The sequence below is a fragment of the Streptococcus parasanguinis genome (genome assembly GCF_015556095.1).
GTDB classification, from domain to species: Bacteria; Bacillota; Bacilli; order Lactobacillales; family Streptococcaceae; genus Streptococcus; species Streptococcus parasanguinis_Q.
In genome coordinates, this window is sequence record NZ_JADNLT010000016.1 from 1 (window position 1) to 24,934 (window position 24,934).

General features: G+C 42.5%; 18 protein-coding genes, 1 pseudogene and 1 riboswitch. Of the genes and pseudogenes, 10 read left to right on the forward strand and 9 right to left on the reverse strand.

Annotated features, from left to right (window positions below; genetic code table 11):
- Window positions 1-522: 522 nt before the first annotated feature.
- Window positions 523-1,011, forward strand: a complete 489-nt coding sequence (locus I2E70_RS09775) for a hypothetical protein (RefSeq protein WP_003010649.1) — start codon at window positions 523-525, stop codon at window positions 1,009-1,011.
- A 93-nt stretch (window positions 1,012-1,104) separates the two neighbouring features.
- Window positions 1,105-1,539 (forward strand): annotated as a pseudogene (locus I2E70_RS09780) (diacylglycerol/lipid kinase family protein); the annotation flags it as partial.
- Window positions 1,540-2,922: 1,383 nt separating this feature from the next.
- Here the strand turns inward: I2E70_RS09780 and I2E70_RS09790 are convergent.
- From I2E70_RS09790 to pflB, 3 genes are all read right to left on the reverse strand, one after another.
- Window positions 2,923-3,390 carry a threonine/serine exporter family protein gene (locus I2E70_RS09790; protein WP_031575574.1) on the reverse strand — a complete coding sequence of 156 codons (468 nt, stop codon included), beginning with the start codon at window positions 3,388-3,390 and terminating at the stop codon, window positions 2,923-2,925.
- 4 nt (window positions 3,391-3,394) lie between these two features.
- Window positions 3,395-4,153 carry a threonine/serine exporter family protein gene (locus I2E70_RS09795; RefSeq protein ID WP_195424597.1) on the reverse strand — a complete coding sequence of 253 codons (759 nt, stop codon included), beginning with the start codon at window positions 4,151-4,153 and terminating at the stop codon, window positions 3,395-3,397.
- A 417-nt stretch (window positions 4,154-4,570) separates the two neighbouring features.
- Window positions 4,571-6,886 (reverse strand): formate C-acetyltransferase, encoded by a 2,316-nt coding sequence (gene pflB, locus I2E70_RS09800; protein WP_195424599.1) that lies wholly within the window; start codon window positions 6,884-6,886, stop codon window positions 4,571-4,573.
- Window positions 6,887-7,146: 260 nt separating this feature from the next.
- Here pflB and dinB point away from each other — a divergent pair, with 260 nt between their 5' ends.
- Window positions 7,147-8,253 carry a DNA polymerase IV gene (dinB, locus tag I2E70_RS09805; protein WP_195424601.1) on the forward strand — a complete coding sequence of 369 codons (1,107 nt, stop codon included), beginning with the start codon at window positions 7,147-7,149 and terminating at the stop codon, window positions 8,251-8,253.
- Between the two features lie 231 nt (window positions 8,254-8,484).
- On the opposite strand, the gene I2E70_RS09810 is transcribed toward dinB, so the two are convergent.
- From I2E70_RS09810 to rnhC, 3 genes are all read right to left on the reverse strand, one after another.
- Window positions 8,485-10,917 carry an ATP-dependent RecD-like DNA helicase gene (locus I2E70_RS09810; RefSeq protein ID WP_195424608.1) on the reverse strand — a complete coding sequence of 811 codons (2,433 nt, stop codon included), beginning with the start codon at window positions 10,915-10,917 and terminating at the stop codon, window positions 8,485-8,487.
- A gap of 66 nt (window positions 10,918-10,983) precedes the next feature.
- Window positions 10,984-11,634, reverse strand: coding sequence for a signal peptidase I (gene lepB, locus I2E70_RS09815; RefSeq protein ID WP_049474354.1), 651 nt, complete (start codon window positions 11,632-11,634; stop codon window positions 10,984-10,986).
- A gap of 3 nt (window positions 11,635-11,637) precedes the next feature.
- Complete coding sequence (gene rnhC, locus I2E70_RS09820; protein ID WP_049474355.1) at window positions 11,638-12,537, reverse strand: ribonuclease HIII; 900 nt, start codon at window positions 12,535-12,537, stop codon at window positions 11,638-11,640.
- A 136-nt stretch (window positions 12,538-12,673) separates the two neighbouring features.
- On the opposite strand from rnhC, the gene I2E70_RS09825 reads away from it, so the two are divergent.
- The 5 genes from I2E70_RS09825 (at window position 12,674) to I2E70_RS09845 (ending at window position 19,178) form a co-directional block, all read left to right on the forward strand.
- Window positions 12,674-12,964 carry a hypothetical protein gene (locus I2E70_RS09825; protein WP_049471900.1) on the forward strand — a complete coding sequence of 97 codons (291 nt, stop codon included), beginning with the start codon at window positions 12,674-12,676 and terminating at the stop codon, window positions 12,962-12,964.
- A 10-nt stretch (window positions 12,965-12,974) separates the two neighbouring features.
- Window positions 12,975-13,529 (forward strand): CvpA family protein, encoded by a 555-nt coding sequence (locus I2E70_RS09830; RefSeq protein ID WP_049474356.1) that lies wholly within the window; start codon window positions 12,975-12,977, stop codon window positions 13,527-13,529.
- A 73-nt stretch (window positions 13,530-13,602) separates the two neighbouring features.
- Window positions 13,603-15,942, forward strand: a complete 2,340-nt coding sequence (locus tag I2E70_RS09835; protein ID WP_195424603.1) for an endonuclease MutS2 — start codon at window positions 13,603-13,605, stop codon at window positions 15,940-15,942.
- A 159-nt stretch (window positions 15,943-16,101) separates the two neighbouring features.
- Window positions 16,102-17,520 carry a C69 family dipeptidase gene (locus I2E70_RS09840; protein ID WP_045759867.1) on the forward strand — a complete coding sequence of 473 codons (1,419 nt, stop codon included), beginning with the start codon at window positions 16,102-16,104 and terminating at the stop codon, window positions 17,518-17,520.
- A 129-nt stretch (window positions 17,521-17,649) separates the two neighbouring features.
- A riboswitch (glycine riboswitch) is annotated at window positions 17,650-17,744 on the forward strand.
- Between the two features lie 102 nt (window positions 17,745-17,846).
- On the forward strand, window positions 17,847-19,178 hold the full coding sequence (locus tag I2E70_RS09845) for an alanine/glycine:cation symporter family protein (RefSeq protein WP_045759866.1): 1,332 nt from the start codon (window positions 17,847-17,849) through the stop codon (window positions 19,176-19,178).
- A 53-nt stretch (window positions 19,179-19,231) separates the two neighbouring features.
- Here I2E70_RS09845 and sstT read toward each other — a convergent pair whose 3' ends face one another.
- Window positions 19,232-20,449: a serine/threonine transporter SstT gene (sstT, locus tag I2E70_RS09850; protein WP_049490342.1), complete on the reverse strand. Its 1,218-nt coding sequence runs from the start codon at window positions 20,447-20,449 to the stop codon at window positions 19,232-19,234.
- Window positions 20,450-20,586: 137 nt separating this feature from the next.
- Between sstT and I2E70_RS09855 the strand changes: the two genes are divergently transcribed.
- On the forward strand, window positions 20,587-21,435 hold the full coding sequence (locus I2E70_RS09855; RefSeq protein WP_013904165.1) for a mechanosensitive ion channel family protein: 849 nt from the start codon (window positions 20,587-20,589) through the stop codon (window positions 21,433-21,435).
- Between the two features lie 193 nt (window positions 21,436-21,628).
- On the opposite strand, the gene I2E70_RS09860 is transcribed toward I2E70_RS09855, so the two are convergent.
- Window positions 21,629-21,946, reverse strand: a complete 318-nt coding sequence (locus I2E70_RS09860; protein ID WP_049490820.1) for a hypothetical protein — start codon at window positions 21,944-21,946, stop codon at window positions 21,629-21,631.
- 281 nt (window positions 21,947-22,227) lie between these two features.
- Window positions 22,228-23,574, reverse strand: a complete 1,347-nt coding sequence (gdhA, locus tag I2E70_RS09865; RefSeq protein ID WP_195424606.1) for an NADP-specific glutamate dehydrogenase — start codon at window positions 23,572-23,574, stop codon at window positions 22,228-22,230.
- 299 nt (window positions 23,575-23,873) lie between these two features.
- Here gdhA and I2E70_RS09870 point away from each other — a divergent pair, with 299 nt between their 5' ends.
- The gene (locus I2E70_RS09870) at window positions 23,874-24,809 is read left to right on the forward strand and encodes a dihydroorotate oxidase (RefSeq protein WP_049474144.1); all 936 of its coding nucleotides are present in this window, start codon (window positions 23,874-23,876) and stop codon (window positions 24,807-24,809) included.
- The last annotated feature ends 125 nt before the right edge of the window (window positions 24,810-24,934 follow it).

Here is a 24,934-nt window from a genome sequence, read left to right on the forward strand (position 1 = left end):
TTCCAAAATATGTTTCTATGATTGATATAACTATAAACCTTTACCCAAACAAAGTCAACTAAAATGCTTGGGTATTTTTAAAAAGCATAAATATTCTTATTCGACAACAAACCTTTATATAGTAAGATTGTTTTCGTTTTCACAACATTTTAATTTATGCTAATTTTTATACTCATTTGTTTATATTCCTATAAAAGCGTGTTTAGTCTTGTTTGTTTTCTATATTATTTGTTCTATCTCGATCACTAATAAAATGAATCAAAGATTTACTTTATTGTATTTTATATTTAATTTAAGATGGTATATCAGTCTCTATTCGATAGAAATTTGAGCTTTTTTAAAAAATTTTTTTAAAATACTATATTTTATAGAGAATTTTTTATAAAATTTGACGTATACTTTTATAAAATGTATAATATTTATATGTAAGCCCTTACAAGCTAATTTGACTTTTAGCTACCATTCCAAGAGTGTCTATTCACGACACTCTAATATTTTATTTAGAGAAATTTGGAGATTATTATGGATTTTAGAGAAATATTGGTTCAACCAGAGCATTCAAAACTAAGCAGCTTCAATACTCAACTTGAAGGTTTTGAAAAACTTTTTAGAGATAAGGACTTGTTAGACATCCGAGAAGATTTAACCAAAATTAATAAAGATGAAGTCATAGCTCTCTGTTCAGAAATAAAAGGATATAAATCTGGCTTTTTGGATACATTATCTTTAATTGCTTCAGAGTCTAATATAGAGAATTATAGGGATGTCTTTGAAGAGTTATGGACTGAGTATGAATTTGATAATCGTATCGATGACTTACTTGATCGTTACCCGTATACAAACGTTGAAGAACGGATTGATTATAAATTGTTAGAAGAGTACGGAACAACCTCACGCGAAGAAGTAGCCAGAATGATTATCGAGGATTTAGATACTTCATCAGATGGAGAGGCTAAAAAACTATTCCTTCAAGAGTTTCTCTCTATGCAAAAGAGAGAAAATGATAACTAATAATCTTTAATATCTTCATTACCATTTTTTCAGTGTATTAAGAGGAAAAAGTTAATAACATGGCATTATTTTTGTGTTCAAATTTTTCAAAATATAGAAAATAAAACAAAATTTGGGATCTTCGCATATGCATTAAATACAATGAAGTCAATCATAAAAGACGATGTGTTTAATATTCATATTGAAACTTAAAATGGAAGTTATAACGGTGAGGCCAGTCAAGTCTTAGTCTTATTATCCAACTATTACGCTGATAAAAAACTATTTGACGAAAATAAAGATGGATATGGAAATATCTTAATTTTAAAAGATGCCTCCATCCTTTCTAAACTATCTGCAATTCCAGATTTGTTAAAAGGAGATGTTGTGTCAAATGATCACATCGAATATATTAAAGCAAAAAATATTAGAATTTCTTCTGATACTGAGTTAGAATCAGATGTTGACGGTGATAAATCAGATAAACTTCCAGTCAAGATTAAAATACTTGGAAATCATATCGAAGTATACTCATTACCAAAAGAATAATTTATTTTTTCTAATAAAAATCTAAGCGACAAAAAAGAGACTAGCGCATAGTCTCCTTTTTTACTATATAATAGTTAATAAATTTCAAAAATTAATTATAAGAAATTGACTAATTTTATAATTGCTCACGACATAAGATGTTGTTAGATACTTTTACTTTCTAAAAAACCTTTTGCCTATCCAAATATGAATAAGGCTTCTTATCCTCCACCACACATTCTAAACATTCAATTCTAAGATAACCAAAAAATGTTTTTAGCTAATCATTGTCAATTATGTACTTTATTTAAGTGAAAACTAAAAATTTTTCAATTGTACATTCATACAAAAACACGGCTCATGAATCATGGCCGTGTTATATTTTACTTAAGCTAGTTAGCTAGTTCTCTTAGTTAATATTTACTTACCTTTTATTTGCTTTAATTCCTTTATCTCTTTTAAAATACTAAAAATATAGAAACTAAATAGAACTACAAATAAAAAAGATAAAACAAAGAAACCAAACGGAAGTTTTCTTCCCATACCAGCTACTATTCCAAGGGATAAAATACCGATAGCCATTATGGAAATTATGAAGATAAACCACAAGTAAATCATGTAAAACTTATAAAGATAACAAAAGGACTTATTTTTTTGTTTAGGCTTATCCTTCCATTTTAAATAAAAGAAATAAGGTGTATTAATAATTAAAATAAATAAAAATCTCATCTCTAGCACAACTTTTTACTTTCTATTTTGGATTTCCCACAAGATCTCCCAACTTCCAAATACCAAGCCAAAAAGAAATTGTTAGCATGATAAAGAATATGAGGAACATATTATCCACCAGATTTTTACTCATCAAGCATAGTTCTCTAGCTATGTAAGGAGACACGAGGAACAAAATGCACTGTACTATAGTAATTATTTTTTTCATGATTCATTTATAATACTGTCACATATGATACAGTATACTCCTTTCTAGGAAGAATTCTTATTATTCCTATCTTTATTATAGGCCTACAGCAATTTAGATTCAATTTTTAATATGTGAAAGTAGTTTCAGAATAATTTACAAAACAAAAATAAAGTACACTTTTTAAAGAATGTACTTTATGCTTCTAATTCAGTTGTATCAATGGTTTAGCTTTAGTTTAGTCAATTGTACATAAACTTTTAGTTTTCTTCAAAAAATAAAAATGAGTTCCAATTGTTAAAATGAATCAAGAAAATACAAAAACTTTCCGCCGTGAGAAAAGTGCTAGAAACACTATTGTTTCTAGCACTCGGGAGTTTTGGAACCTTAGGTCCAAAACTAAGTCATGGAACTTCTACGAAGTTCGCTGACGTCCGTGCTCACCTAAGGAAAGTTTTAAGAAGACTTTGTTACCAACATGACAAATGCTAGTTAGCATTGGTCATTTTTCTTTTTTGATAGCGTTGATAAGAATGGTAGAGTTTCAAAACGACAGATCCACTAGCCATCCCGATGGAGATCACCAAGGCCAGAATAACCACCAGGGTCACGCTGGTCACTGCCTGACGATATTGGCCACTGACAAAAAAGGAAGTAGTTCGATAGGAAATATATCCAGGAACCAAGGGCGCGAGAATGGACAACATAAAGACCACGACAGGCGTCTTGAGAATGATACTTAAAATCTGACTAATGCAGGATCCCACGATAGCGGCGATAAAGGTTGCTACGATAACATTGGTAGGGCCTTTTAGAATATAGTATAGTAGCCAGATGCCCATCCCTAAGATTCCTCCAGGAATCAGCATGGAGCGTTGCACATTTAGGACGATTAAAAAGGTGATGATGGCAATCAAACTGGCCACCGCTTGGATTAAAAATTCAGTTAAGTTCATGATTTTATTTCATAAGGACGAGGGCAACGGTTGTACCGGCACCAAGGGCAAGAGTAATGAGGAAAGTCTCAAAGAGTTTGCTCATCCCAGAGTTGAGGTGGTAATTCATGAGATCGCGGACAGCATTGGTCATAGCGATCCCAGGAACGAAGGGCATGACACAGCCTGCGATAATGAGATCGGTATTGGATGGAAAACCACTATAGCGCGTCCAGATATGGGCTAAAAAACCAAAGACAAAGGCGGCCGCAAAAGCAGTGGCAAAAGGAATGCGCACGTATTTATCAACGACAAGTGAAAAAGCAAAGGCAAAGACAGTTGCAATGCCCGCTCCAATGGCATCGTAGAAATTTCCTCCAAACATGATGGAGAAGAAAGGCGCACTGAGGGTTGCCGCAATGGTCAACTGGAGATTGGTATAAGGAACACGCTTTTTTTTCAACTCGCTCAGGGCCTGGTAAGCGTGCTCGAGATCCATCTCTCCAGAGACTAGTTGACGAGAGATCTGGTTGACATCACAGACCTTTTCGATATTGTAATTGGTCCGCAAGATCCGTTTCATGCGCGTGACATTGGCGTTCTCAATTGAAAAGAAAATAGCGACTGGCATCGCTAAAACATTGCAATCGACGATTCCCTGTGAATGGGCGATCCGGATCATGGTATCTTCGACCCGGTGAATCTCAGAACCGCTCTCTATAAGGAGGGTTCCAGCTAACATCAGGACGTCGATCACTTGGTTGATCTGTTTTGACTCTTCCATAATTTCCTTCTTACTAAATAATCTGTTTCTATTATAGCAAAAAAGGACGAGAGACAGAACTAAAATCTAACAATTCTAGTTTGTTTCTTGTCCTTATGAATTCATTTAGAATAGCTATTGTCTAGCCCTAAGATTCGTTAACTCGGGTGGTGGTGCTGCACGGTCGTATCCTGGACGAGAAGGGTTGCTAAAAAGATCAGTGCAATCAGAATAAAGAGCCAAATAATAGCGAAAATAAATGTTAAAAACATAGGATCACCCCTTCTATCTTATTTACAGCTCTACTATAACACTCGGAGGAAGCGCTGTCAAACTCTATATAGCGGGCTCTTAAACTCTTTCAAAATTCAGAATAATCTTGCGATGAGGATGAAAAAACCAGCCGTTTCCGACTGGTTTTTAAGACCTATTTGAATCTTAGCTCAATGCATCATCCATTGAAAGAACTTCGTGGAAGACACGTTGTGTCAATTCAGTTTTTTGTTCTGGAGTGAGGTATTTAGTGTTTACACAGTATCCAGAGATACGTACGATTACGTCTTCACCTGACATGATCTTTTCGTAAACATCGTTCAAGTCCATAACATTCAAGTTAACGTGTTGTCCACCGTTTTCGAAGTAACCATCAAGGATTGTTACCAAGTTATCAACTTGTTCGTCACGAGTTTTACCAAGAGCGCGAGGTGATACTTGAGTTGTCAATGAGATACCATCAGCTGCATAACCAAAGTCAAGGCTAGCAAGTGAGTTCAAGTTTTGCAACCATCCACCTTTAGCTTTGTTAGATGGGTTAGCACCTGGTGAGAAGAATTCCAATTTAGACAAGTTCACAGAACCATCTTCGTTGAGGTACACCCCTTTGTGGACTGGTGAGTTACCAGTTTGTTTAGAGTAAGCAACGTTAGAAGTGATAGTCAAAAGTGAAACTGTAGCTTCTGCGTTCTTGTAAAGTTTGTGGCTGCGAAGACGAGTAGTGTAAGCTTCGATCAACCATTCTGCCAATTCGTTAGAACGTGGGTCATCTTCACCCCAACGTGGGTATTCACCGATTGTTTCGTAGTCGTAGATGTAGCCATCTTCGTCACGGATTGGTTTAACAGTAGCGTATTTGATTGCTGACAATGTATCAACAGTGTTGGCAAATCCACAGATACCGAATCCCATGTTTGCGCGTTGGTGAGTTGGCAAGAAGGCCATTTGAACTGCTTCGTAGTTGTACTTATCAGTCATGTAGTGGATGATGTTCAAAGCATCTACGTAAGTGTCTGTCAACCAGTCAAGAGATTTTTCGAAGTTTGCTTTAACAGATTCGAATTCAAGAACTTCGTCACGGATTGGATCGATGTCAAATACTTTGTAGTCTTTATTAACATCGTCGTAACCACCGTTCAAACCAGTAAGAAGAGCTTTAAGCACGTTAACACGAGCACCGAAGTATTGGATGTTGTGGCGTTGTTCTTCGTTTTCTGGGTCAAGTGGAGATACACAACATGAGATACAGCTCATTTCACCGTATCCGTCTTTGGCCATTGTTGTTACACCTTCGTATTGGATAGAAGAGTGTTTGTGGCTCATGTGCATACAGTAGCGACGGAAGCTATATGGCAATTTGTCAGTCCAAAGAACTGTCAAGTTTGGTTCTGGAGAGTTACCGATGTTGTCCAAAGTGTTCAAGAAACGGTAGTCCATCTTAGTAACACGGTGACGTCCGTCGTTACCCATACCAGCCATAGAAGTTGTGATGAAGGTTGGGTCACCTGAGTACAATTGGTCGTAAGCTTTTGTACGAGCAAATTTAACAGTACGCAATTTCATAACGAAATCGTCAACGAATTCTTGGATTTCTGATTCAGTAAATGTACCACGAGCCAAGTCACGTTCAGCGTAGATATCCAAAACGATTGGCACACGTCCAAGAGAAGTAGCAGCACCGTTGATCACACGGCAGACAGCCATGAAGGCGATGTTTGTCCATTGGATCGCTTCTTTTGTATCGAAGGCAGGACGACGTACGTCTACACCATAAAGGTCACCCAATTTAACAACTTCTTGAAGTGCTTGGTATTGAAGGTTTACTTCTTCACGAAGACGGATTGATTCTTCATCGATTTCAGTAATAGAGTTCCAGTCGTTTGCTTTTTCAGCCATCAAGTAGTCAGCACCATAAAGAGCCAAACGAGCATAAACCCCGATGATACGTCCACGAGAGTAAGCATCTGGAAGACCAGTTACAGTGTGAGCGTGACGAGCACGACGGATGTTAGAAGTGTAAGCGCGGAAGATACCGTCGTTTACAGTTGTAACGTATTTTGTGAAGATTTCATGAACTGCAGGATCTGGTTCGTATCCATTTTCTTTCAAAGTAGTTTCCGCCATACGGATACCACCACGAGGCATGAAGTTCAATTTGAACAATTCATCATTTTGGATACCGAAGATGACTTCGTTTTCTTTGTCGATATATCCAGCTGCGATATCAGCGATAGATGTTGGACGGTTATCGTATGGGAAACGAGTTTCTTCATAATGAGCTTTTGTTTCTTCAACAATTTTTTTGATGTGAAGAGAACGTTCAGTTGGACCAGCTAGGAAGCTTTCATCTCCATCATATGGTGTGTAGTTAGCTTGAACGAAGCGAGAAACGCTTGCTTTTTCTTTCCAATCTTCACCTTTGAAGCCTTCCCAGGCTTTGTCAAAAATATCTTGTGCTTCAACGACTGTTTTAACAACCATTTTTATTTTCCTCTATTGTCTTTCTAGCAACTATATCTGTTGCACTTACAATAGTAGTATACCATACAGAAATCGGTTACACAAAGGCGAATTGCGAAAAACAACAGATTCTTTTGTAATACAGTTTCAAATCCTCTGTGATACTGTACTATATTTTTGAAAACAAACACAGTTTTTCATCAATTTTCATGTTTTCTGGGGAGTCGATTTTTGCAATTCTGAAATTTTCTTCCTATAATAGAAAGAAAGGAGGGTGAAAAATGCTGATATTTCCATTAGTGAATGATACCAGTCGCAAGATTATTCATATTGATATGGATGCATTTTTTGCTGCCGTCGAAGAAAGAGACAACCCTAGTTTGAAGGGCAAGCCTGTCGTGATTGGCCAGGACCCTCGTCAGTCAGGAGGGAGAGGTGTGGTCTCGACTTGTAACTATGAAGCAAGGAAATATGGCATTCATTCAGCTATGAGCTCTAAAGAAGCGCTGGACCTTTGTCCTCAAGCCATTTTTATCTCTGGAAATTATGAGAAATACCGAGAAGTAGGTGAGCAGGTCCGTGAGATTTTCAAGCGTTATACAGATCTCATCGAGCCGATGAGTATTGATGAAGCCTATCTAGATGTGACGGAAAATAAAATCCAGAGCAAATCAGCTGTCAAAATCGCCCGCTTGATTCAGCATGCTATCTGGGAAGAGCTGCATCTCACAGCTTCAGCGGGTGTTTCTTATAATAAATTTTTGGCCAAGATGGCAAGTGACTACCAAAAACCCCGTGGCCTAACGGTGGTTTTACCGGAGGACGCTAAGGATTTCCTGAGCCAAATGGACATTGCCAAATTTCATGGAGTAGGAAAGAAGACAGTAGAGAGACTACATGAGATGGGTGTCTATACTGGCGCGGATCTTTTAGCCATCCCGGAGATGACTTTGATTGATCGGTTTGGGCGATTTGGCTATGATCTCTTTCGAAAGGCGCGAGGGATTCACAATAGCCCTGTCAAAAGTCATCGCATCCGCAAGTCGATTGGAAAAGAGCGGACCTACCGCAAGCTCCTTTATGCAGAAGATGATATTTTAGAAGAAATTGCCAATCTGTCCAGTAAGGTGGCCCAATCGCTGGAAAAACATGGTAAGCAAGGAAAGACCTTGGTCTTAAAAGTGCGCTATGGAGACTTTACCACCTTGACTAAGCGCATCACCTTGACGGAGCCAACGCGAGATGCTGAGCGCATCAATCGTTCAGCACGTCACATTTTTCAAGAAATCGAATCGATAAATACAGGAATCCGCCTCTTGGGTGTCACCATGACCAACTTTGTTGATCATACTGAACTGTCTCTGGTAGAGGAAGAAAAAGACGACTAGTCTATTCACTAGTCGTCTGAGATTGATGACAAAGTCATCTTAGAAACTTTCCTTAGGTGAGTACGGACGTCAGCGAACTTCTACGAAGTTCCATGACTTAGTTTTGAACCTAAAGTTTCAAAACTCCCGAGTGCTAGAAACCATAGTGTTTCTAGCACTTTTCTCACGGCGGAAAGTTTCAGTTGTATTTGAATGAGTCTTAAAAAATATATTATTTTAATTTTTGGGGTATCAATTAGGTTGTTTGACGTCAAAGAAGGCTGCAATCTCTTCTTCTGTTAGTCCAATCATAGGCGAGATGGCGTGGAGATTGTCTTCTGTTAGTCGATAGACAGTAGGCTTAGACGTCTCTGATTTTGTTTCAACAGTTTCTTCCTTGCTTCGTGCAGATTCGACTGTAGCAGAAGCCGTTGCAACGGATGAAGAATAGTCTGTGGTGGCTTCGCCTCCGTCCAGGTCCTTGAAGCGCTCCACCAAATAGGTCTTGCGCGCAGTACCGGTATTTTTAGTGGCGTAATCAAAGGCGCTGTATTCCCCTAAGAGGATCAGTTTGCTCTTAGAGCGCGTGATGGCAGTATAGATCAAATTACGCTGCAACATCCGGTGGCTTTGATTGGTAATGGGTAGAATCACTACAGGAAACTCGCTTCCTTGCGATTTGTGAATACTCATCGCATAGGCTAAGCGAATCTTGTACCATTCATTGCGCGGGTAGACGATTTCATTGCCATCAAATTGGATAGTCAATTCATCTTGCTTCGATTCTGTATATTTTCCGGGGAGAAGATCGGTAATGTAGCCAATATCTCCATTAAAGACATTGCTTTCTGCATCATTGACCAGATGGATAACCTTGTCTCCATCGCGGTATTGGCAGTCTGGCGTGTCAAAGACGACCTGATCTTTGATAGCTGGATTGAGAAGGTCTTGCATGAGTGTATTGATGTTGTCAATGCCAGCCTGGCCCTTGTACATAGGTGCCAAGACTTGGATATCTCGAGCCGGGATCTGACTGCGAAGGGCAGCTGAGGTGATCTGTTCGATCATCTTAGGGATGTGTTCGCTTCCGGCTTCGAAATAAGAGCGGTCGGCTTTTCGTTCTGTGAAATCTTGAGGAAGCTTGCCCTGGCGAATGTCTCCTGCAAGTGAGACAATGGTCGAATCTTCACTCTGACGGAAAATATGTTCGAGTTTGGTCTGAGGGATGCTTGGGATCTGCAAGAGATCAGCCAAGACCTGACCAGGGCTGACGGAAGGTAATTGGTCGGCATCTCCCACAATCAAGAGTTTGGTATCTGTTGCGATGTTGCTGAGTAATTGATTAGCCAGCCAGGTATCAACCATGGAAAATTCGTCCACAATGATGAAGTCTGCATCCAGATAGTCCTCTAAGTGGCTGGTGTCATCATCTCCTGTCATCCCCAAATGGCGGTGGATGGTGGCGCTCGGAAGTCCTGTCAGCTCATTCATGCGTCTAGCTGCCCGTCCTGTTGGGGCAGCCAAGAGGATCGGCAGGTCTTGTTTCTTCCGAAGATCCAGCTGGTGGAGTTGGGCATAGACACTGATCATCCCATTGATAACGGTAGTCTTTCCTGTCCCAGGACCCCCTGTGAGGATAAAGACCTTGTTTTGGATAGCTTGGTGAATGGCCTCTTTTTGAATCGCATCGTAGCGAATCCCCAAATCTTTTTCAACCGCCTCAATCGCCTGGTTGATTTTCTCAGGGTCAAATGAAGTCGACTTTCCTTTTTCCAACAATCGACCGATATGACTACGAATCCCTTCCTCCGCAAAGAAGAGGCTGTTGTCAAAGATCTTGGTGTCCACGTTTTGGACCTTATCTTCCTCGATGAGGCGTCCTAATTCCTGGACGACAGTGGAAGGATCCAATTCTACTGGACGAGCGGATTCTAGGAGGTCAATGGTATAGCGCAGGAGGTCCTTGGCTTCGATATAGGTATTTCCAGTCTCGATAGAGTAGCTAAAAAGGCTGTGGATCAGACCCGCGCGGAAACGCTCAGGGGCGTCACTTGCAATACCCAATTCTTCGGCTAGTTGGTCCGCGATTTTAAAGCCCATGCCTTGGATATCTTCCACCAATCGGTAGGGCTGTTGCTCCACGATCTGGAGGGTTTCTTCTTTATAAAAATCTTGGATCTGAAAGGCTAATTTATTGGGAATGCCATAGTTGGCTAGTTGGGCGAGAATGCGCTCTGTTCCGTAATTCTGACGGAGTTTTTCTACAAAAGCCAGGCGGTTTTTCTTGGAGAGGCCTGTGATTTCTTCTAATTTTTCAGGGGCCTCCAAAATTTTGTCAATGGTATCGTCCCCATAGAGGTCCACGATTTTTTGGGCTGTTTTGAGACCAATTCCTTTAAAGTGATCACTAGAAAAATATTTCACTAAGCCCTTGCTAGAGGGTTTGGCACGTTCATAGCGACTGATTTTGAGCTGCTCTCCGTATTTAGGATGATGGACCAGCTCCCCCCAGAAGGTGTAGTCTTCGCCTTCCATGATATCTGCCATGGTTCCTGTCACAATAATCTCAAAATCATCAAAATCTTCGGCATCGGTATCGCTGATGTCGAGCAAGAGGATTCGAAAAAAACTGCTAGGATTTTCAAAAATAATGCGCTCAATAGTACCAGAAAAATAATATTCCATCATTTCTTTCCTTTTATAAAGCGAGGCTGGGACATACTTGTCTCAGCCTCAGTCTGTTGATCTATACTAATAAGTTTTGAAAGGGTAGATAGGCCATAGTCTAAAGACGGCTTGCCCTTTGATTTGTTCTTTCTTGAAAGCTCCGACCTGACGGCTATCTTTTGAAACGATCCGGTCATCTCCAAGTAAGAGATATTCATCGTCAAGCAACTTCAAAGTAAATTTAGGATTGCCATCCTTGTCCACTGTAAAGGCTTGAGCTGTATTGGCCAATTGGCGGAAGAGTTCTCCGTTTTCTTCAAAGCCTTTTCCAGTGTAGGTCGATTGCAATTTATCTTTTTTGAAACGAGCGATATAGTTTTTCAAATAAGGCTCATTGGTCTTTTTCCCATTGATGTAGAGGGTATCGTTATCATATTGGATGGTATCTCCAGGAAGACCGATGACCCGCTTGACGATGTCCTTGGTTTTGCCATCGTCATCTTTTTCACTGGCAACGACAATGTCGAAACGATCAATCGAGAGGTGGTTGACCACAAGGAGGTACTCGCTATCGGCCAGGGTCGGATCCATCGAATGGCCATCTACCTTGACCGGAGCCCAGAGGTAAATGCGAGAGGCGATGATGAGACCAACAATGATACTGAAGAGGCCCCATTCTTTAAGGAATCTCACCACAGGTGAGCTCGATGACTGTTTTGAACTTCTTTTTGACATGACTTATCTTTCTAGTAATTTCTTTGCTTTTTCTGTGTTTTTAAAATGGAGTTTGGCACAATAATCCAGAGCTTTCATCCCGTAAGTCTGAAGCAATTTAGCGGCCACTTGGTCTGATTTAGATCCTGCTCCACTAGGGAGATTAAAACCCAGTTCCTTGCCCAGATCTTCCAGATTTTGAAGGAAGAGATTGCGGGCGATGATGGAGCTAACTGCCACAGCTAGATACTTGCTTTCGGCTTTTTCTTCCAACTCAATGGCTTGCGTGACCTGATTTTTTTCAGCTTTTACGTATTTTTGGTAGTTTTTAGCAGTTGTAAAGGCATCAATCACAATTCGCTCTGCTTGGACTCCTTTATTTAACAGAAGGTAGATGGCCTGATTGTGCAGGGCTACTTTGACCGAAACAGCATTGTAACCAGAAGCGATCACTTCATTGTACTTCTTTGGAGACAATAAGAGTGCTTGGTGCTGGATATTTTCCTCAAGGAGAGGAGCCAATTGCTGAATTTTTCGATCATCCAAGGTCTTCGAATCACCAACACCAAGCTTTTTGAGCCAGTCGTGCTGGTCAGGTGTGACAAAGGATGCGACAACGGTGAGTCCACCAAAATAAGAGCCGTTTCCGACCTCATCGGTTCCGATCATGGCTAGATCTTGTCGTGCAGATGAAGTGGCAGAAGGCTTAGGGTTCCCATTATCTTGCCTGAAAAAGGTCAGGTAAGGAGTGAGGTCATTGCCCTGGAGCAGGACCTTTCCAGACTTGTAGATCGAAACGGTCGCTCCCTCTAGTCGAAAGAAATAATCCATATGAGGGTTCTTACTTTGAGTGAGAGAATTGCGATAGGTATGGACAAAATCAAGGATTTGCTCCTGTGTTGGAGTGAGTGTCATACTTTCCATAACCACTATTGTACCACAAATTCAGGGAGAGAGGGAGCAAAAAGAAAGAAAGAATCCACTGGAAAATCCCTGGGAAGAGGGGCTTTGCTACTGACAAAGCTAGCCTTTTTTGGTATAATACCGTGAGGTGATTTTTATGGCGAGCTTAAATAGATATAAATTTACATTTGGAAACAAAGCGCTCACTTTAACAACCAACCATGATAATTTGTTTATGGAAGAAGTCGAACGTGTTGCGAAAGAAAAATACCAAGCAATTAAGGAACAAATGCCAGAGGCCGATGATGAAACCATCGCTATCTTATTGGCAGTAAATAGTTTGTCTATGCAACTGAATCGCGAGATTGAGTTTGACGACAAAGAAACAGAATTAGATGATTTTCGTCGCAAAGCTTTAGACGACTTAAAGGATAAATCATCTAAATAAGAGGAGATACATGTTAACTTTCTTAATCTTATTGATTTTGGCATGGAGCTTTTATATTGGCTATGCAAGAGGCATCATCCTCCAGTCCTATTATTTTCTAGTGACCTTGGTGGCCCTCTTGATTGCAGGTGGTAGCTACAAGGGACTGGCTAAGCTTTTGTCTCTATGGGTTCCTTTTTCGAGTCCCACCCAGCAATCGGTGAATTATTTTTATGCCAACCGCTACCTGTTTCAATTAGATGACATCTTTTATGCAGGGTTAGCTTATGTGTTGATTTTTGTGCTGGTTTATTTGATCGGCCGCGTGATTGGAATCTTTATGCACTTGGTTCCCCAGCCAGAAAAATTGGAGGATCGCAAGTATCAAATTGGAGCAGGTGTGATCGCCGTCGTGATAACCCTCTTGGTGATCCAGATGGGCTTGACTATTCTCTCAACAGTTCCCATGGCTTCCATCCAAAATAGACTAAATGCAAGTGGATTGATCCGCTTTATCATCCTTCATACCCCGATCAGTTCCAGTCTGTTCCACAACTTGTGGGTGACTGCGATTATCGGAGCTTAAGGAGCAAAAATGAAGAAAGGAGTGAGACAAGTCCGATTCAAGGAAGGACGCTCACTTTTTTTGTAGGAGAAACATGAATAAAAAAATCTTAGATATTCTGGAGTTTGACAAGGTCAAGCAACTCTTTGAACCCTATCTACAGACAGAACAAGGGGAGATGGAGCTAGCAGCCCTTACTCCAACTGATAAAAAAGAAAGCATCGAAACGGCCTTTATGGAGCTAGAAGATATGGAGCAGATCCTCTTGGAAGAGCCTCGCTTTGCCGTATCGACCATTCAAGATGTCCGTCCAGTGGCCAAGCGTTTGGAGATGGAGGCATCCCTCAATATCGATGAATTACTAGCGCTAAAAGCTGTCCTTCGGGTGACACATGAGCTCAAGGATTTCTACGACAACTTGGAAAATGTCCGTCTGGAAAGGCTCCATCGCCTCTTTGACAACTTGGTGGATCTTCCTCGCCTACAAGGTGGGCTTCAAGCTATCAACGAAGGAGGCTTTGTCGAGTCTTTTGCTAGCGAAAAATTGGCCAAAATTCGTCGTCGAATCCAGGAAAATGAACACCAGGTCAGAGAGATTCTACAAGATCTGCTGAAAAGCAAGGCCGATATGTTGGCGGATGCTGTGATTGCTAGTCGGAATGGCCGCAATGTTCTACCAGTAAAAAACACCTATCGCAACCGCATTGCAGGGGTGGTCCACGATATCTCAGCCAGTGGGAATACTGTTTATATCGAGCCTCGAGCAGTCGTCAATCTTAATGAAGAAATTGCCAACCATCGAGCAGATGAACGGTATGAAATCATTCAGATTCTGGAGGAATTGTCTGACACTCTCCGCCCTCATGCAGCAGAGATTGCAAATAACGCTTGGATTATCGGTCACTTGGACTTGATCAAGGCCAAGTATCGCTTTATGCGCGATTGTAAGGCAGTGGTACCAGAGGTTAGCAGCAATCGCTCTATTCAGCTCTTGCAACTACGTCATCCCTTGATTGAAAATGCTGTCGCGAATGACCTGCATTTTACCGAGGACCTGACAGAAATCGTGATTACCGGTCCCAATACAGGGGGGAAAACCATCATGCTAAAAACGCTGGGACTAGCGCAAATTATGGCCCAGTCTGGTCTTCCCATCCTAGCGGATCCAGGTAGTCGTGTGGGCATCTTCTCACAAGTCTTTGCAGATATTGGAGATGAACAATCGATCGAGCAGAGCTTGTCGACCTTCTCCAGCCATATGACCAATATCGTATCTATCTTGAATCAAGTGGATACCGCCTCCTTGATCCTTCTGGATGAGTTGGGGGCTGGAACCGATCCTCAAGAGGGGGCTGGCCTTGCTATTGCCATTCTAGAGGACCTGCGCTTACGCGGGATTAAGACCATGGCGACAACCCACTATCCAGAGCTCAAGGCCTACGGGATTGAGACTGCAGGAGTGCAAAATGCCAGCATGGAATTTGATACAGCGAGTCTGCGTCCGACCTATCGCTTCATGCAAGGAGTTCCTGGCCGCTCCAATGCCTTTGAAATTGCCCGCCGTTTGGGCTTGTCTGAGACTATTATCCAGGATGCCATGAAGATGACCAATACGGATAATGATGTCAATCAAATTATTGAAAAATTGGAGGCGCAGACCTTAGAAAGTCGCAAGCGCTTGGATACCATTCAAGAGGTCGAGCAAGAAAATCTCAAATTCAATCGCGCTCTTCGAAAACTCTATAACGAACTGACCCGAGAGAGAGAAACAGAACTTAATAAGGCAAGAGAAGAGGCCAAGGAAATTGTGGACATGGCCCTCTCAGAGAGTGACCGTATCCTTCAAGGCCTTCACGCCAAATCCCAGTTGAAACCACATGAAATCATTGAGGCCAAGGCTCAATTGAAAAAACTAGCGCCTGAGACCGTCGATCTTTCTAAAAACAAGGTCTTGAAAAAAGCCAAAAAGGCGCGTGCTCCTAAGGTGGGAGACGAAATCTTGGTTATCAGCTATGGCCAACGCGGAACCCTAGTCAAGCAACTCAAAGATGGTCGCTGGGAGGCACAAGTTGGCTTGATCAAGATGACCTTGGAAGAAAAAGAATTCAACCTCATCAAGGCTGAAAAAGAAGCGGCTCAACCTAAGAAACGTCAGGTGAATGTCGTCAAACGTTCGAACACGAGCGGACCGAGAGCGCGTCTGGACCTCCGTGGAAAACGCTATGAAGAGGCTATGCAAGAGCTAGATGGCTTTATCGATCAGGCCCTGCTCAACAACATGGCCCAAGTCGATATCATCCACGGGATCGGGACGGGTGTTATCCGTGAAGGGGTGACCAAGTACCTCCGCCGCAACAAACACGTCAAAAGTTTTGAATACGCCCCCCAAAATGCAGGTGGAAGTGGCGCGACCATTGTCACGTTTAAAGGATAATCGAAACCTAGCTGTTTATCAGCTAGGTTTTTTAAAATTTTATAAAATGAAAATATTTGAAAGTTGTTGAAAAGGATTCGCTTTTAAATCTGATTTTCAGTAGGTCCTCCTTTTTAAAAGTGCTATAATAGAGGCAATGAATGATTTGGGAGGATACGCATGCGTAAACGTGAAAGTGCAGATTCGTGTACAACGATTCTAGTCGGAAAAAATGCTAGCTATGATGGTTCAACCATTGTAGCACGAACAGAGGATTCTCAAAATGGCGTTTTTACGCCCAAGAAATTGATCGTGGTCAAACCAGAAGATCAACCACGTCATTACAAGTCTGTTTTATCAACTTTTGAAATCGACTTGCCAGATAATCCAGTTCGCTATACAGCGGTTCCAGATGCCATTCCTAAAGACGGGATCTGGGGAGAAGCTGGGATCAATGTCTATAATGTAGCCATGAGTGAGACAGAGACCATTACGACCAATAGCCGTGTGCTAGGGGCAGATCCTCTTGTAGAGAGTGGCATCGGTGAGGAAGACATGCTGACTTTGGTCTTGCCTTATGTCAAGACAGCCCGCGAAGGGGTCTTGCGTCTCGGAAAGATTTTGGAAGAGTACGGAACATATGAATCCAACGGGATTGCCATTTCAGATGTGAATGAAATCTGGTGGTTGGAAACCATCGGAGGTCACCACTGGATGGCGCGCCGTGTCCCTGACGATGCCTATGTGACCAACCCGAATCAACTAGGAAGTGATTATTTTGAATTTGGTAATCCAGATGAGTTTCTTTGTGACCCAGACCTTGAACATTTTGTCACAGAGCACCATTTGATTCTGGATCAAGAAGGGAAAGGTTTTAATCCACGCTATGCCTTTGGTAGCCAAAAAGACAAGGATCGTCACTACAATACACCGCGGGCTTGGGCCATCCAGCGTTTCCTCAATCCTGAAATCGAGCAGGATCCACGGAGTTTTGAGATTCCTTGGTGTCAAAAACCCTATCGCAAGGTGACGATTGAAGATGTCAAATATGTATTGAGCAACCACTACCAAGACACTATCTACGATCCTTATGGCCCTGAAGGAGATCACGTGAGTCAGCGGACCTTCCGGACGATCGGGATTAACCGGACCAGCCAGACAGCGATTTTACAATTGCGTCCCAATAAACCACAAGAAACGACAGGCATCCAATGGATTTCTTATGGCTCCATGCCATACAATACAGCTGTTCCTTTCTTTACCCAAGTGGATACAACGCCAGACTACTTTGCCAATACGACGGCTAAGGTAACAACGGATTCCTTCTACTGGGCCAACCGGATTATTGCGGGACTAGCAGATCCTCACTATGCTCACCATGTTGGTGATTTGGATGATTACCAAGAAACGACAATGGCCTGGGGACATGCGCGCATCAATAAAGTCGATCGTGCACTTGCCACAGGTGAAACCGTTGATTTTGAAGCGGAAAACCAAGCTATGAGTGATCAAATCCAGGAAGCGACAGATCAACTCTTGGACAAGATTTTGCTCGATGCTAGCAACCTCATGACCAATCACTTCTCCTTGAGTGATTAAAAACCGTGTATTTTCAGGTAGTTTACAAGATGTTTTCAGAAACGATTGACAAACTTTTGAAAATCGATTAAAATAGAGAAAATTACATACGACCGAATGAAGTTTGCAGGAGCGTGAGTGACTGTGAATGGACGGAACTCTGGAGAGACCAGAAATGGCACCGAAGGGGCAAGGTAGAGGATGCATCTACTCAAACTCTCAGGTAAAAGGACAGAGCGAAAAATAGGGGAAGACCCCTATTTTAAGCAGGACCAGAGTACATGTTTGACATGTGCTCTTTCTTTTTCTCTTTTCTGTCGAGCGGTCGATGAAAAAGGAGACAGAAAATGGATCATGTATTGCAGTTTTTTCAACAACTCGATAATCTAGTGTGGGGCGCCCCGTTATTGGTGCTCTTAGTAGGAACAGGGATCTACCTGACCCTTCGCTTGGGTTTGCTTCAGATACGCTACCTTCCAAAAGCTTTTCGCTTGATCTTTACAGAAGATGAGGGACACGGGGATATCTCGAGTTTCGGAGCCCTTGCGACAGCCCTAGCAGCTACTGTAGGGACGGGGAATATTGTAGGGGTAGCTACAGCGATTCAGACAGGTGGCCCAGGTGCCCTCTTTTGGATGTGGATGGCAGCCTTTTTTGGAATGGCGACCAAGTATGCAGAAGGGCTCTTAGCCATTCGTTATCGGACCAAGGATGACAACGGTCATATCTCAGGTGGTCCGATGTACTACATTCTTCACGGGATGGGAGAGAAGTGGCGACCATTGGCTATTTTCTTTGCGGTTGCAGGAGTGCTGGTAGCCCTCTTTGGGATCGGAACCATGACCCAGGTTAATTCCATTACGGGATCCCTTCAAGCCAGTTTTGGAACAGCTCCAGAAGTGGCTAGTGTAGTAATTGCTCTGGTGGTTTCAACCATCATCTTTGGAGGGATTCACTGGATTTCCAAAGTCTCTGAAAAAGTGGTTCCTTTTATGGCGGCTGCCTATATCTTTGCGACCATCACGATTATTGTCTTGCATCTGGACCAATTGCTTCCAGCCTTGAAATCGGTCTTTTCGGGTGCTTTTACAGGGACTGCAGCCATGGGAGGTTTCGCAGGAGCAACGGTCAAAATGGCTATCCAAAAAGGGGTGGCGCGTGGAGTTTTCTCTAATGAATCTGGTCTCGGATCTGCACCCATTGCAGCAGCGGCGGCGAAGACCAATGAGCCCGTCGAGCAGGGCTTGATCTCCATGACAGGAACCTTTATTGATACCATTATCATCTGTAGTTTGACAGGACTTTCGCTCTTGGTTTCAGGTGAGTGGATGGCTAAGGGCAGCACTAGTACCCTGACTCAGGATACGTTTACAGGCGCCTTTGGCCCAGTCGGAGGCATCATTCTAACGCTATGCTTGGTGCTTTTTGCGACCACGACTATTCTTGGCTGGTCTTATTACGGAGAGCGGTGTTTTGAATTCCTATTTGGTGTTAAACATATCAACCTCTATCGGACCTTCTTTGTTTTTATGGTTGGACTAGGAGGCTTCCTTAAGCTGGATCTGGTCTGGGTGATCGCGGATATTGTGAATGGGCTGATGGCTTTGCCTAACCTAATTGCCCTCTTAGCTCTCTCACCTGTCATCATCAAAGAAAGCAAACAATACTTTAAGAAATAAGAAAACCCAGATCGATGGATCTGGGTTTTCTTGTCTATTTGAGATAGGCTCATTTAATAGCGTTTTTCTTTTGGCCAGCTGCTCATTTCGGCGATGGCAGTGAAGAGCACATCTGTCGAAGAGTTGAGGGCTGTTTCACAAGAGTCTTGGATGACCCCGATGATAAAGCCGACGCTGACGACTTGCATGGCCAAATCATTGGTGATGCCAAAGAGGCTACAAGCAACAGGGATGAGAAGGAGAGATCCTCCCGCAACTCCAGATGCGCCACAAGCAGAGATAGCCGCTACCACACTTAGAATGAGCGCAGTTCCAAAGTCAACCTGAATGTGCAAGGTATTGGCAGCAGCGAGCGTCAAAATATTGATCGTTACGGCTGCGCCTGCCATGTTAATGGTAGATCCAAGAGGGATAGAAACAGAGTAGGTATCTGGATTCAGCCCCAATTCTTCACAGAGACGCATGTTGACAGGGATGTTGGCTGCAGAACTTCTGGTGAAGAAGGCTGTTACCCCACTGACACGGAGGCATTTAAAAACAAGGGGATAAGGGTTCTTGCGAATCATGAAAAAGACGATCAATGGATTGATGACCAGGGCTACAAAAGCCATGGTACCAACCAAAACAAGTAAGAGAATCCCGTAGTTACTAAGGGCACTGAGTCCTTGGCCAGCGATGGTCGTGAAGACCAAGCCTAAGATCCCAAATGGAGCTAGGTTGATAATCCACTCGACAATTTTTGAAGTGATGTCTGCTAGGGTTTGCAGGAGGTCTTTACTATGTTCGCTCGCCTCTCTCATGGCAATTCCAAAGACGGTTGCCCAAGAAAGGATCCCAATGTAGTTGGCTTGCTGCAAGGCGTTGACCGGGTTGTCGACAATCTTGAGCAAGAGGTTACTAATCACTTCGCCAATCCCGTTTGGAGAGGATCCTTCAGCGGCCTTTCCAGTCAGGGTAATGGTGATCGGGAAGATGTAATTGACCAAAACAGCAACGAAGGCAGCTGCAAAGGTTCCTAGGAGATAGAGGATGATGACCTTTTTCATATTGGTCTCTGTCCCTTTTTGGTGTTGGGAGAGAGCGTTTGCGACAAGCGCGAAGACCAGAAGGGGTGCGATCGCACGGAGCCCCCCAACAAAGAACTGACCTAAGAGTCCAATGCCAGATGCTTTCGGGAAGAGAAGTGCTAGGATGACACCAAGTACAATCCCGATTGCGATCCTTTTCATAAGGTTGGTTTTATTCCAAGTGGTAATCAATCGATGAATCATGTAGGACCTCCTTAAAAAATAATTAAGGAATATTATACGATAGTTAGGGGGGAAAAGCAATGAAATTTTCAAAAAATAGCCTTATTTCCGAATATTTGATATAATCATACTATTCTTTGATAGAAAGGCCCGTATAAATGAGTCAAGCTCTCCAACGTTATTTCAGTAAAATAGACTGGACAAAGATTTTTGATGATCTGATATCAAAATGTATCTCTCTGATTTTTGTCTTTCTCTTATTTTTTATCGCTAAAAAGGTCATCCATAGCCTGGTTAAGCGGATATTAACCCCTTCTTTTAAGTATACGGTGCAGGATGAAGCCCGTAAAAATACGATTCTCCGCTTGGTTGAGAGCCTCTTAAACTATTGTTTGTATTTCATCTTGATCTACTGGATTTTGTCGATTCTGGGTCTTCCAGTCTCTAGTCTCTTGGCTGGTGCTGGGATTGCTGGGGTGGCGATTGGGATGGGAGCCCAGGGCTTTCTTTCCGATTTGGTCAATGGTTTCTTTATCCTTTTAGAACGCCAGCTGGATGTGGGAGACAATGTTCGTCTCACGAATGGGTCTATTAATATTGCCGGCATCGTCAGCAGTGTCGGGATTCGGACGACCCAGGTGCGGGACTTTGATGGGACTCTCCACTTTGTCCCGAATCGCAACATCACCGTCGTCAGCAATCTCTCACGCGGTGATATGCGCGTGCTGATCGATATTCCGCTAGATGCAAATACCGATCTCGACAAGATCTATCAGGTGATTGCTCAGGTCAATCAGTCCGAACAAGACAAACACCCAGAAGTGTTGACAGGTCCTACGATTTTAGGCCCACAGATCGAAAAAAATGGTCGTTATTCCTTCCGTATTGCGATGACTGCGCAAAATGGCACCCAGACGACGGTCTATCATACCTACTATAAACTCTACCATGATGCCCTGATGGAAGCAGGGATTAGCCTACCAACAGGAAAGAACGGGATCATGTAACACAAAAAAGAGGCTGGGACAAAAGTCCTAGCCTCTCAATTATTTTTGAATTGTCGAGCAAGACGCAGTGGTTGAGTGGGCTCTACTACGCTGATTTCATCAGCTTTTACAGCCCTACTCAACAGTGCGGAGGTGGGACGACGAAATCGAATTCTAACGAATTACCGATTTCTGTCCCACTCTCTTTTTTGGTCTATTTTAAGTGGCAGTATTTGAAATCCAGCTTTTTAATTTGGTCCCAATTTTTTCGAGCCTCTGGTGGTAAGACGATGAGTTGCTTGCGCAGCATAGTCGTGATTTCAAGATTTAAGGATTCGATGGGGAGGGCAATGGCTACGGAACTTTTTGCCCTTTGGATCTTATCCATGCAATATTCAATATGATGGCAAGCTGCACCGGTCTGTGATTGACGGCTAGCTGCGATTTCTTGTCGCATATTGGAGAGTAATTGGACCAATTCAGACTTAAGGAATTCGATCGTATCTGATTTTTCTTGAGCTAAAAGAAACATAAGCACACCTCCTTTTGCTATAGTTTAATACTAATTTATTAAAAATGCAAGGGGGTAAAGTAAAAAAAATAAAATTTTTTTAGAAAAAGATACAGAAAAAGAGATGGCTCAAATCTCTCATCACTAATGATGGTTAAGATTCCTTTCTTTAAAAATGACTTTCTTACCTTGAGACCAATTGTCCTTAAAGAGATCAGTAACTACAAAAAACTCCTGAAACACACTGGTTTCAGGAGTTGAGAGGCTTTGACCCGAAGGTCTCAAAGAAAAATATCGATTGATTATACAAGACCTTGTGCAATCATCGCGTTTGCGACATTTTCAAAGGCAGCGATGTTGGCACCTGAAAGGTAATCTTTACCAAGTCCGTAAGTTTCTGCAGTTGTTTTAGCAGTGTTGAAGATGTTGGTCATGATGTCTTTCAAACGTCCGTCCACTTCTTCGCGTGTCCATGAAAGCCGTTGGCTGTTTTGGCTCATTTCAAGAGCAGATACAGCAACCCCACCAGCATTGGCTGCTTTAGCAGGTCCGTAAAGGATACCATTTTCTTTGTATACGTTGATGGCATCGATGTTACTTGGCATGTTTGCTCCTTCAGAGACAACTTTCACACCTTGAGCAACCAAACGTTTAGCAGCATCGCCATCGATTTCATTTTGAGTTGCACATGGAAGAGCGATGTCATAGTTACCAGCGTAAGTCCATACAGAACCTTCGTAGTATGTAGCAGTTGGTTTTTCAGCAGCGTATTCAGTCAAACGAGCACGACGTTTTTCTTTAACATCTGTAAGAAGGTCGAAGTCAATACCGTTCTCGTCGATCACGTAACCGTTTGAATCAGATACAGAGATGACAGTTGCACCAAGTTCAGTAGCTTTTTGAAGAGCGTATTGGGCAACGTTACCAGAACCTGAGATCACGACTTTCTTACCAGCAAAGCTATCACCGTTTGCTTTGAGCATTTCTTCAGTGTAGTAAACCAAACCATAACCAGTTGCTTCTGGACGGATCAAGCTACCACCAAAACCAAGAGGTTTACCAGTCAAGACACCAGCATCGAATTGGCGAAGGCGTTTGTATTGACCGTAAAGGTATCCGATTTCACGTCCACCAACCCCGATATCACCAGCTGGGACATCAAGAGAAGGACCGATGTGCTTTTGCAATTCAGTCATGAAGCTTTGACAGAAACGCATCACTTCAGCGTCAGTTTTTCCTTTAGGATCGAAGTCAGATCCACCTTTACCTCCACCGATAGGAAGGCCAGTCAAGACGTTTTTGAAGATTTGTTCGAATCCGAGGAATTTCAAGATCCCTTGGTTAACAGTTGGGTGGAAACGAAGACCACCTTTGTAAGGACCTACAGCAGAGTTGAATTGAACACGGTAACCACGGTTTACTTGGATATTTCCTTCACGGTCAACCCAAGGAACACGGAAAGAAATTACGCGTTCAGGTTCTGTAATACGAGCCAAGATGTTTTCTTCAATGTATTCAGGATGTTTTTCAAAAACAGGTTCCAAAGTGCTGAGGAACTCTTCAACAGCTTGAAGGAATTCAGCTTCGTGGCCGTTACGAGCTTTTACAGTTTCGAAAGTGCTTTGGATATATTCTTTAGCAGTTGTCATGTTAATTCTCCTTTGTGAATGAAACGAAAACCAGCAAACCCGCTAGGGGAGTGGCTTTGAGACAGTTGACAAACAATGTCATGTTTTATTACATGGATCATTATAGCAGACTTTTTTTGGCTTGTAAAGAAAAAAGTTGAATTTTCTGAAAATTTTATCGCGACTAGGAAAGTCCGAATATTTGGAAGAATTTTTAGCTTTGATTGTCCGGAAGCTTCCAAGTGATGGTATAATGAAAGAAGAAAATAGAGAGCATCCCGAACGATTCTGTTGGTGGTGTTTCAAAAAAGGAGTACAAGATGGTATCGACAAAAACGCAAATTGCTGGTTTTGAATTTGACAACTGCCTGATGAATGCGGCAGGTGTAGCCTGTATGACCACTGAGGAATTAGAAGAAGTGAAGAACTCAGCTGCGGGGACCTTTGTGACCAAGACAGCGACCTTAGAATTCCGTGCTGGTAATCCAGAGCCACGCTACCAAGATGTGCCGCTTGGTTCGATCAATTCAATGGGGCTACCTAACCAAGGGTTGGACTATTATTTGAATTACTTATTGGAGTTGCAAGAAACGGATCCAGACCGGACCTTCTTCTTATCTCTCGTCGGCATGTCTCCTGAAGAAACTCATACCATCTTGAAAAAGGTGCAAGATAGTGACTTTAAAGGCTTGACAGAGTTGAACCTATCTTGTCCCAATGTCCCTGGGAAACCTCAGATCGCCTATGATTTTGATACGACAGATCGGATCTTGTCTGAGGTCTTTGCCTATTTCACCAAACCTCTAGGCATCAAGTTGCCACCTTATTTTGATATCGTTCATTTTGATCAAGCAGCAGCGATCTTTAACAAATACCCGCTCAAGTTTGTCAATTGCGTCAATTCGATCGGAAATGGCCTCTACATCGAGGATGAATCCGTGGTGATTCGTCCTAAGAACGGATTTGGTGGGATTGGTGGAGAATACATCAAACCAACGGCTCTCGCCAATGTCCATGCCTTTTACCAACGTCTGAATCCAGAAATTCAGATTGTGGGGACAGGAGGTGTCTTGACCGGTCGCGATGCCTTTGAACATATCCTTTGTGGGGCTAGTATGGTGCAAATCGGCACGACGCTTCATAAAGAAGGAGTAGGAGCATTTGAACGCATCACTGCGGAGCTCAAAGCCATCATGGAAGAAAAAGGCTACCAAAGCCTGGAAGACTTCCGTGGGAAATTGCACTACATTGACTAATCTTTCGAAAAGAACTTCCTCAAGTGGAAACTTGGGGAAGTTTTTTATGAGAGTGGGACAGAAATCGGTAATTCGTTAGAATTCGATTTCGTCGTCCCACCTCCGCACAGTTGAGTAGGGCTGTA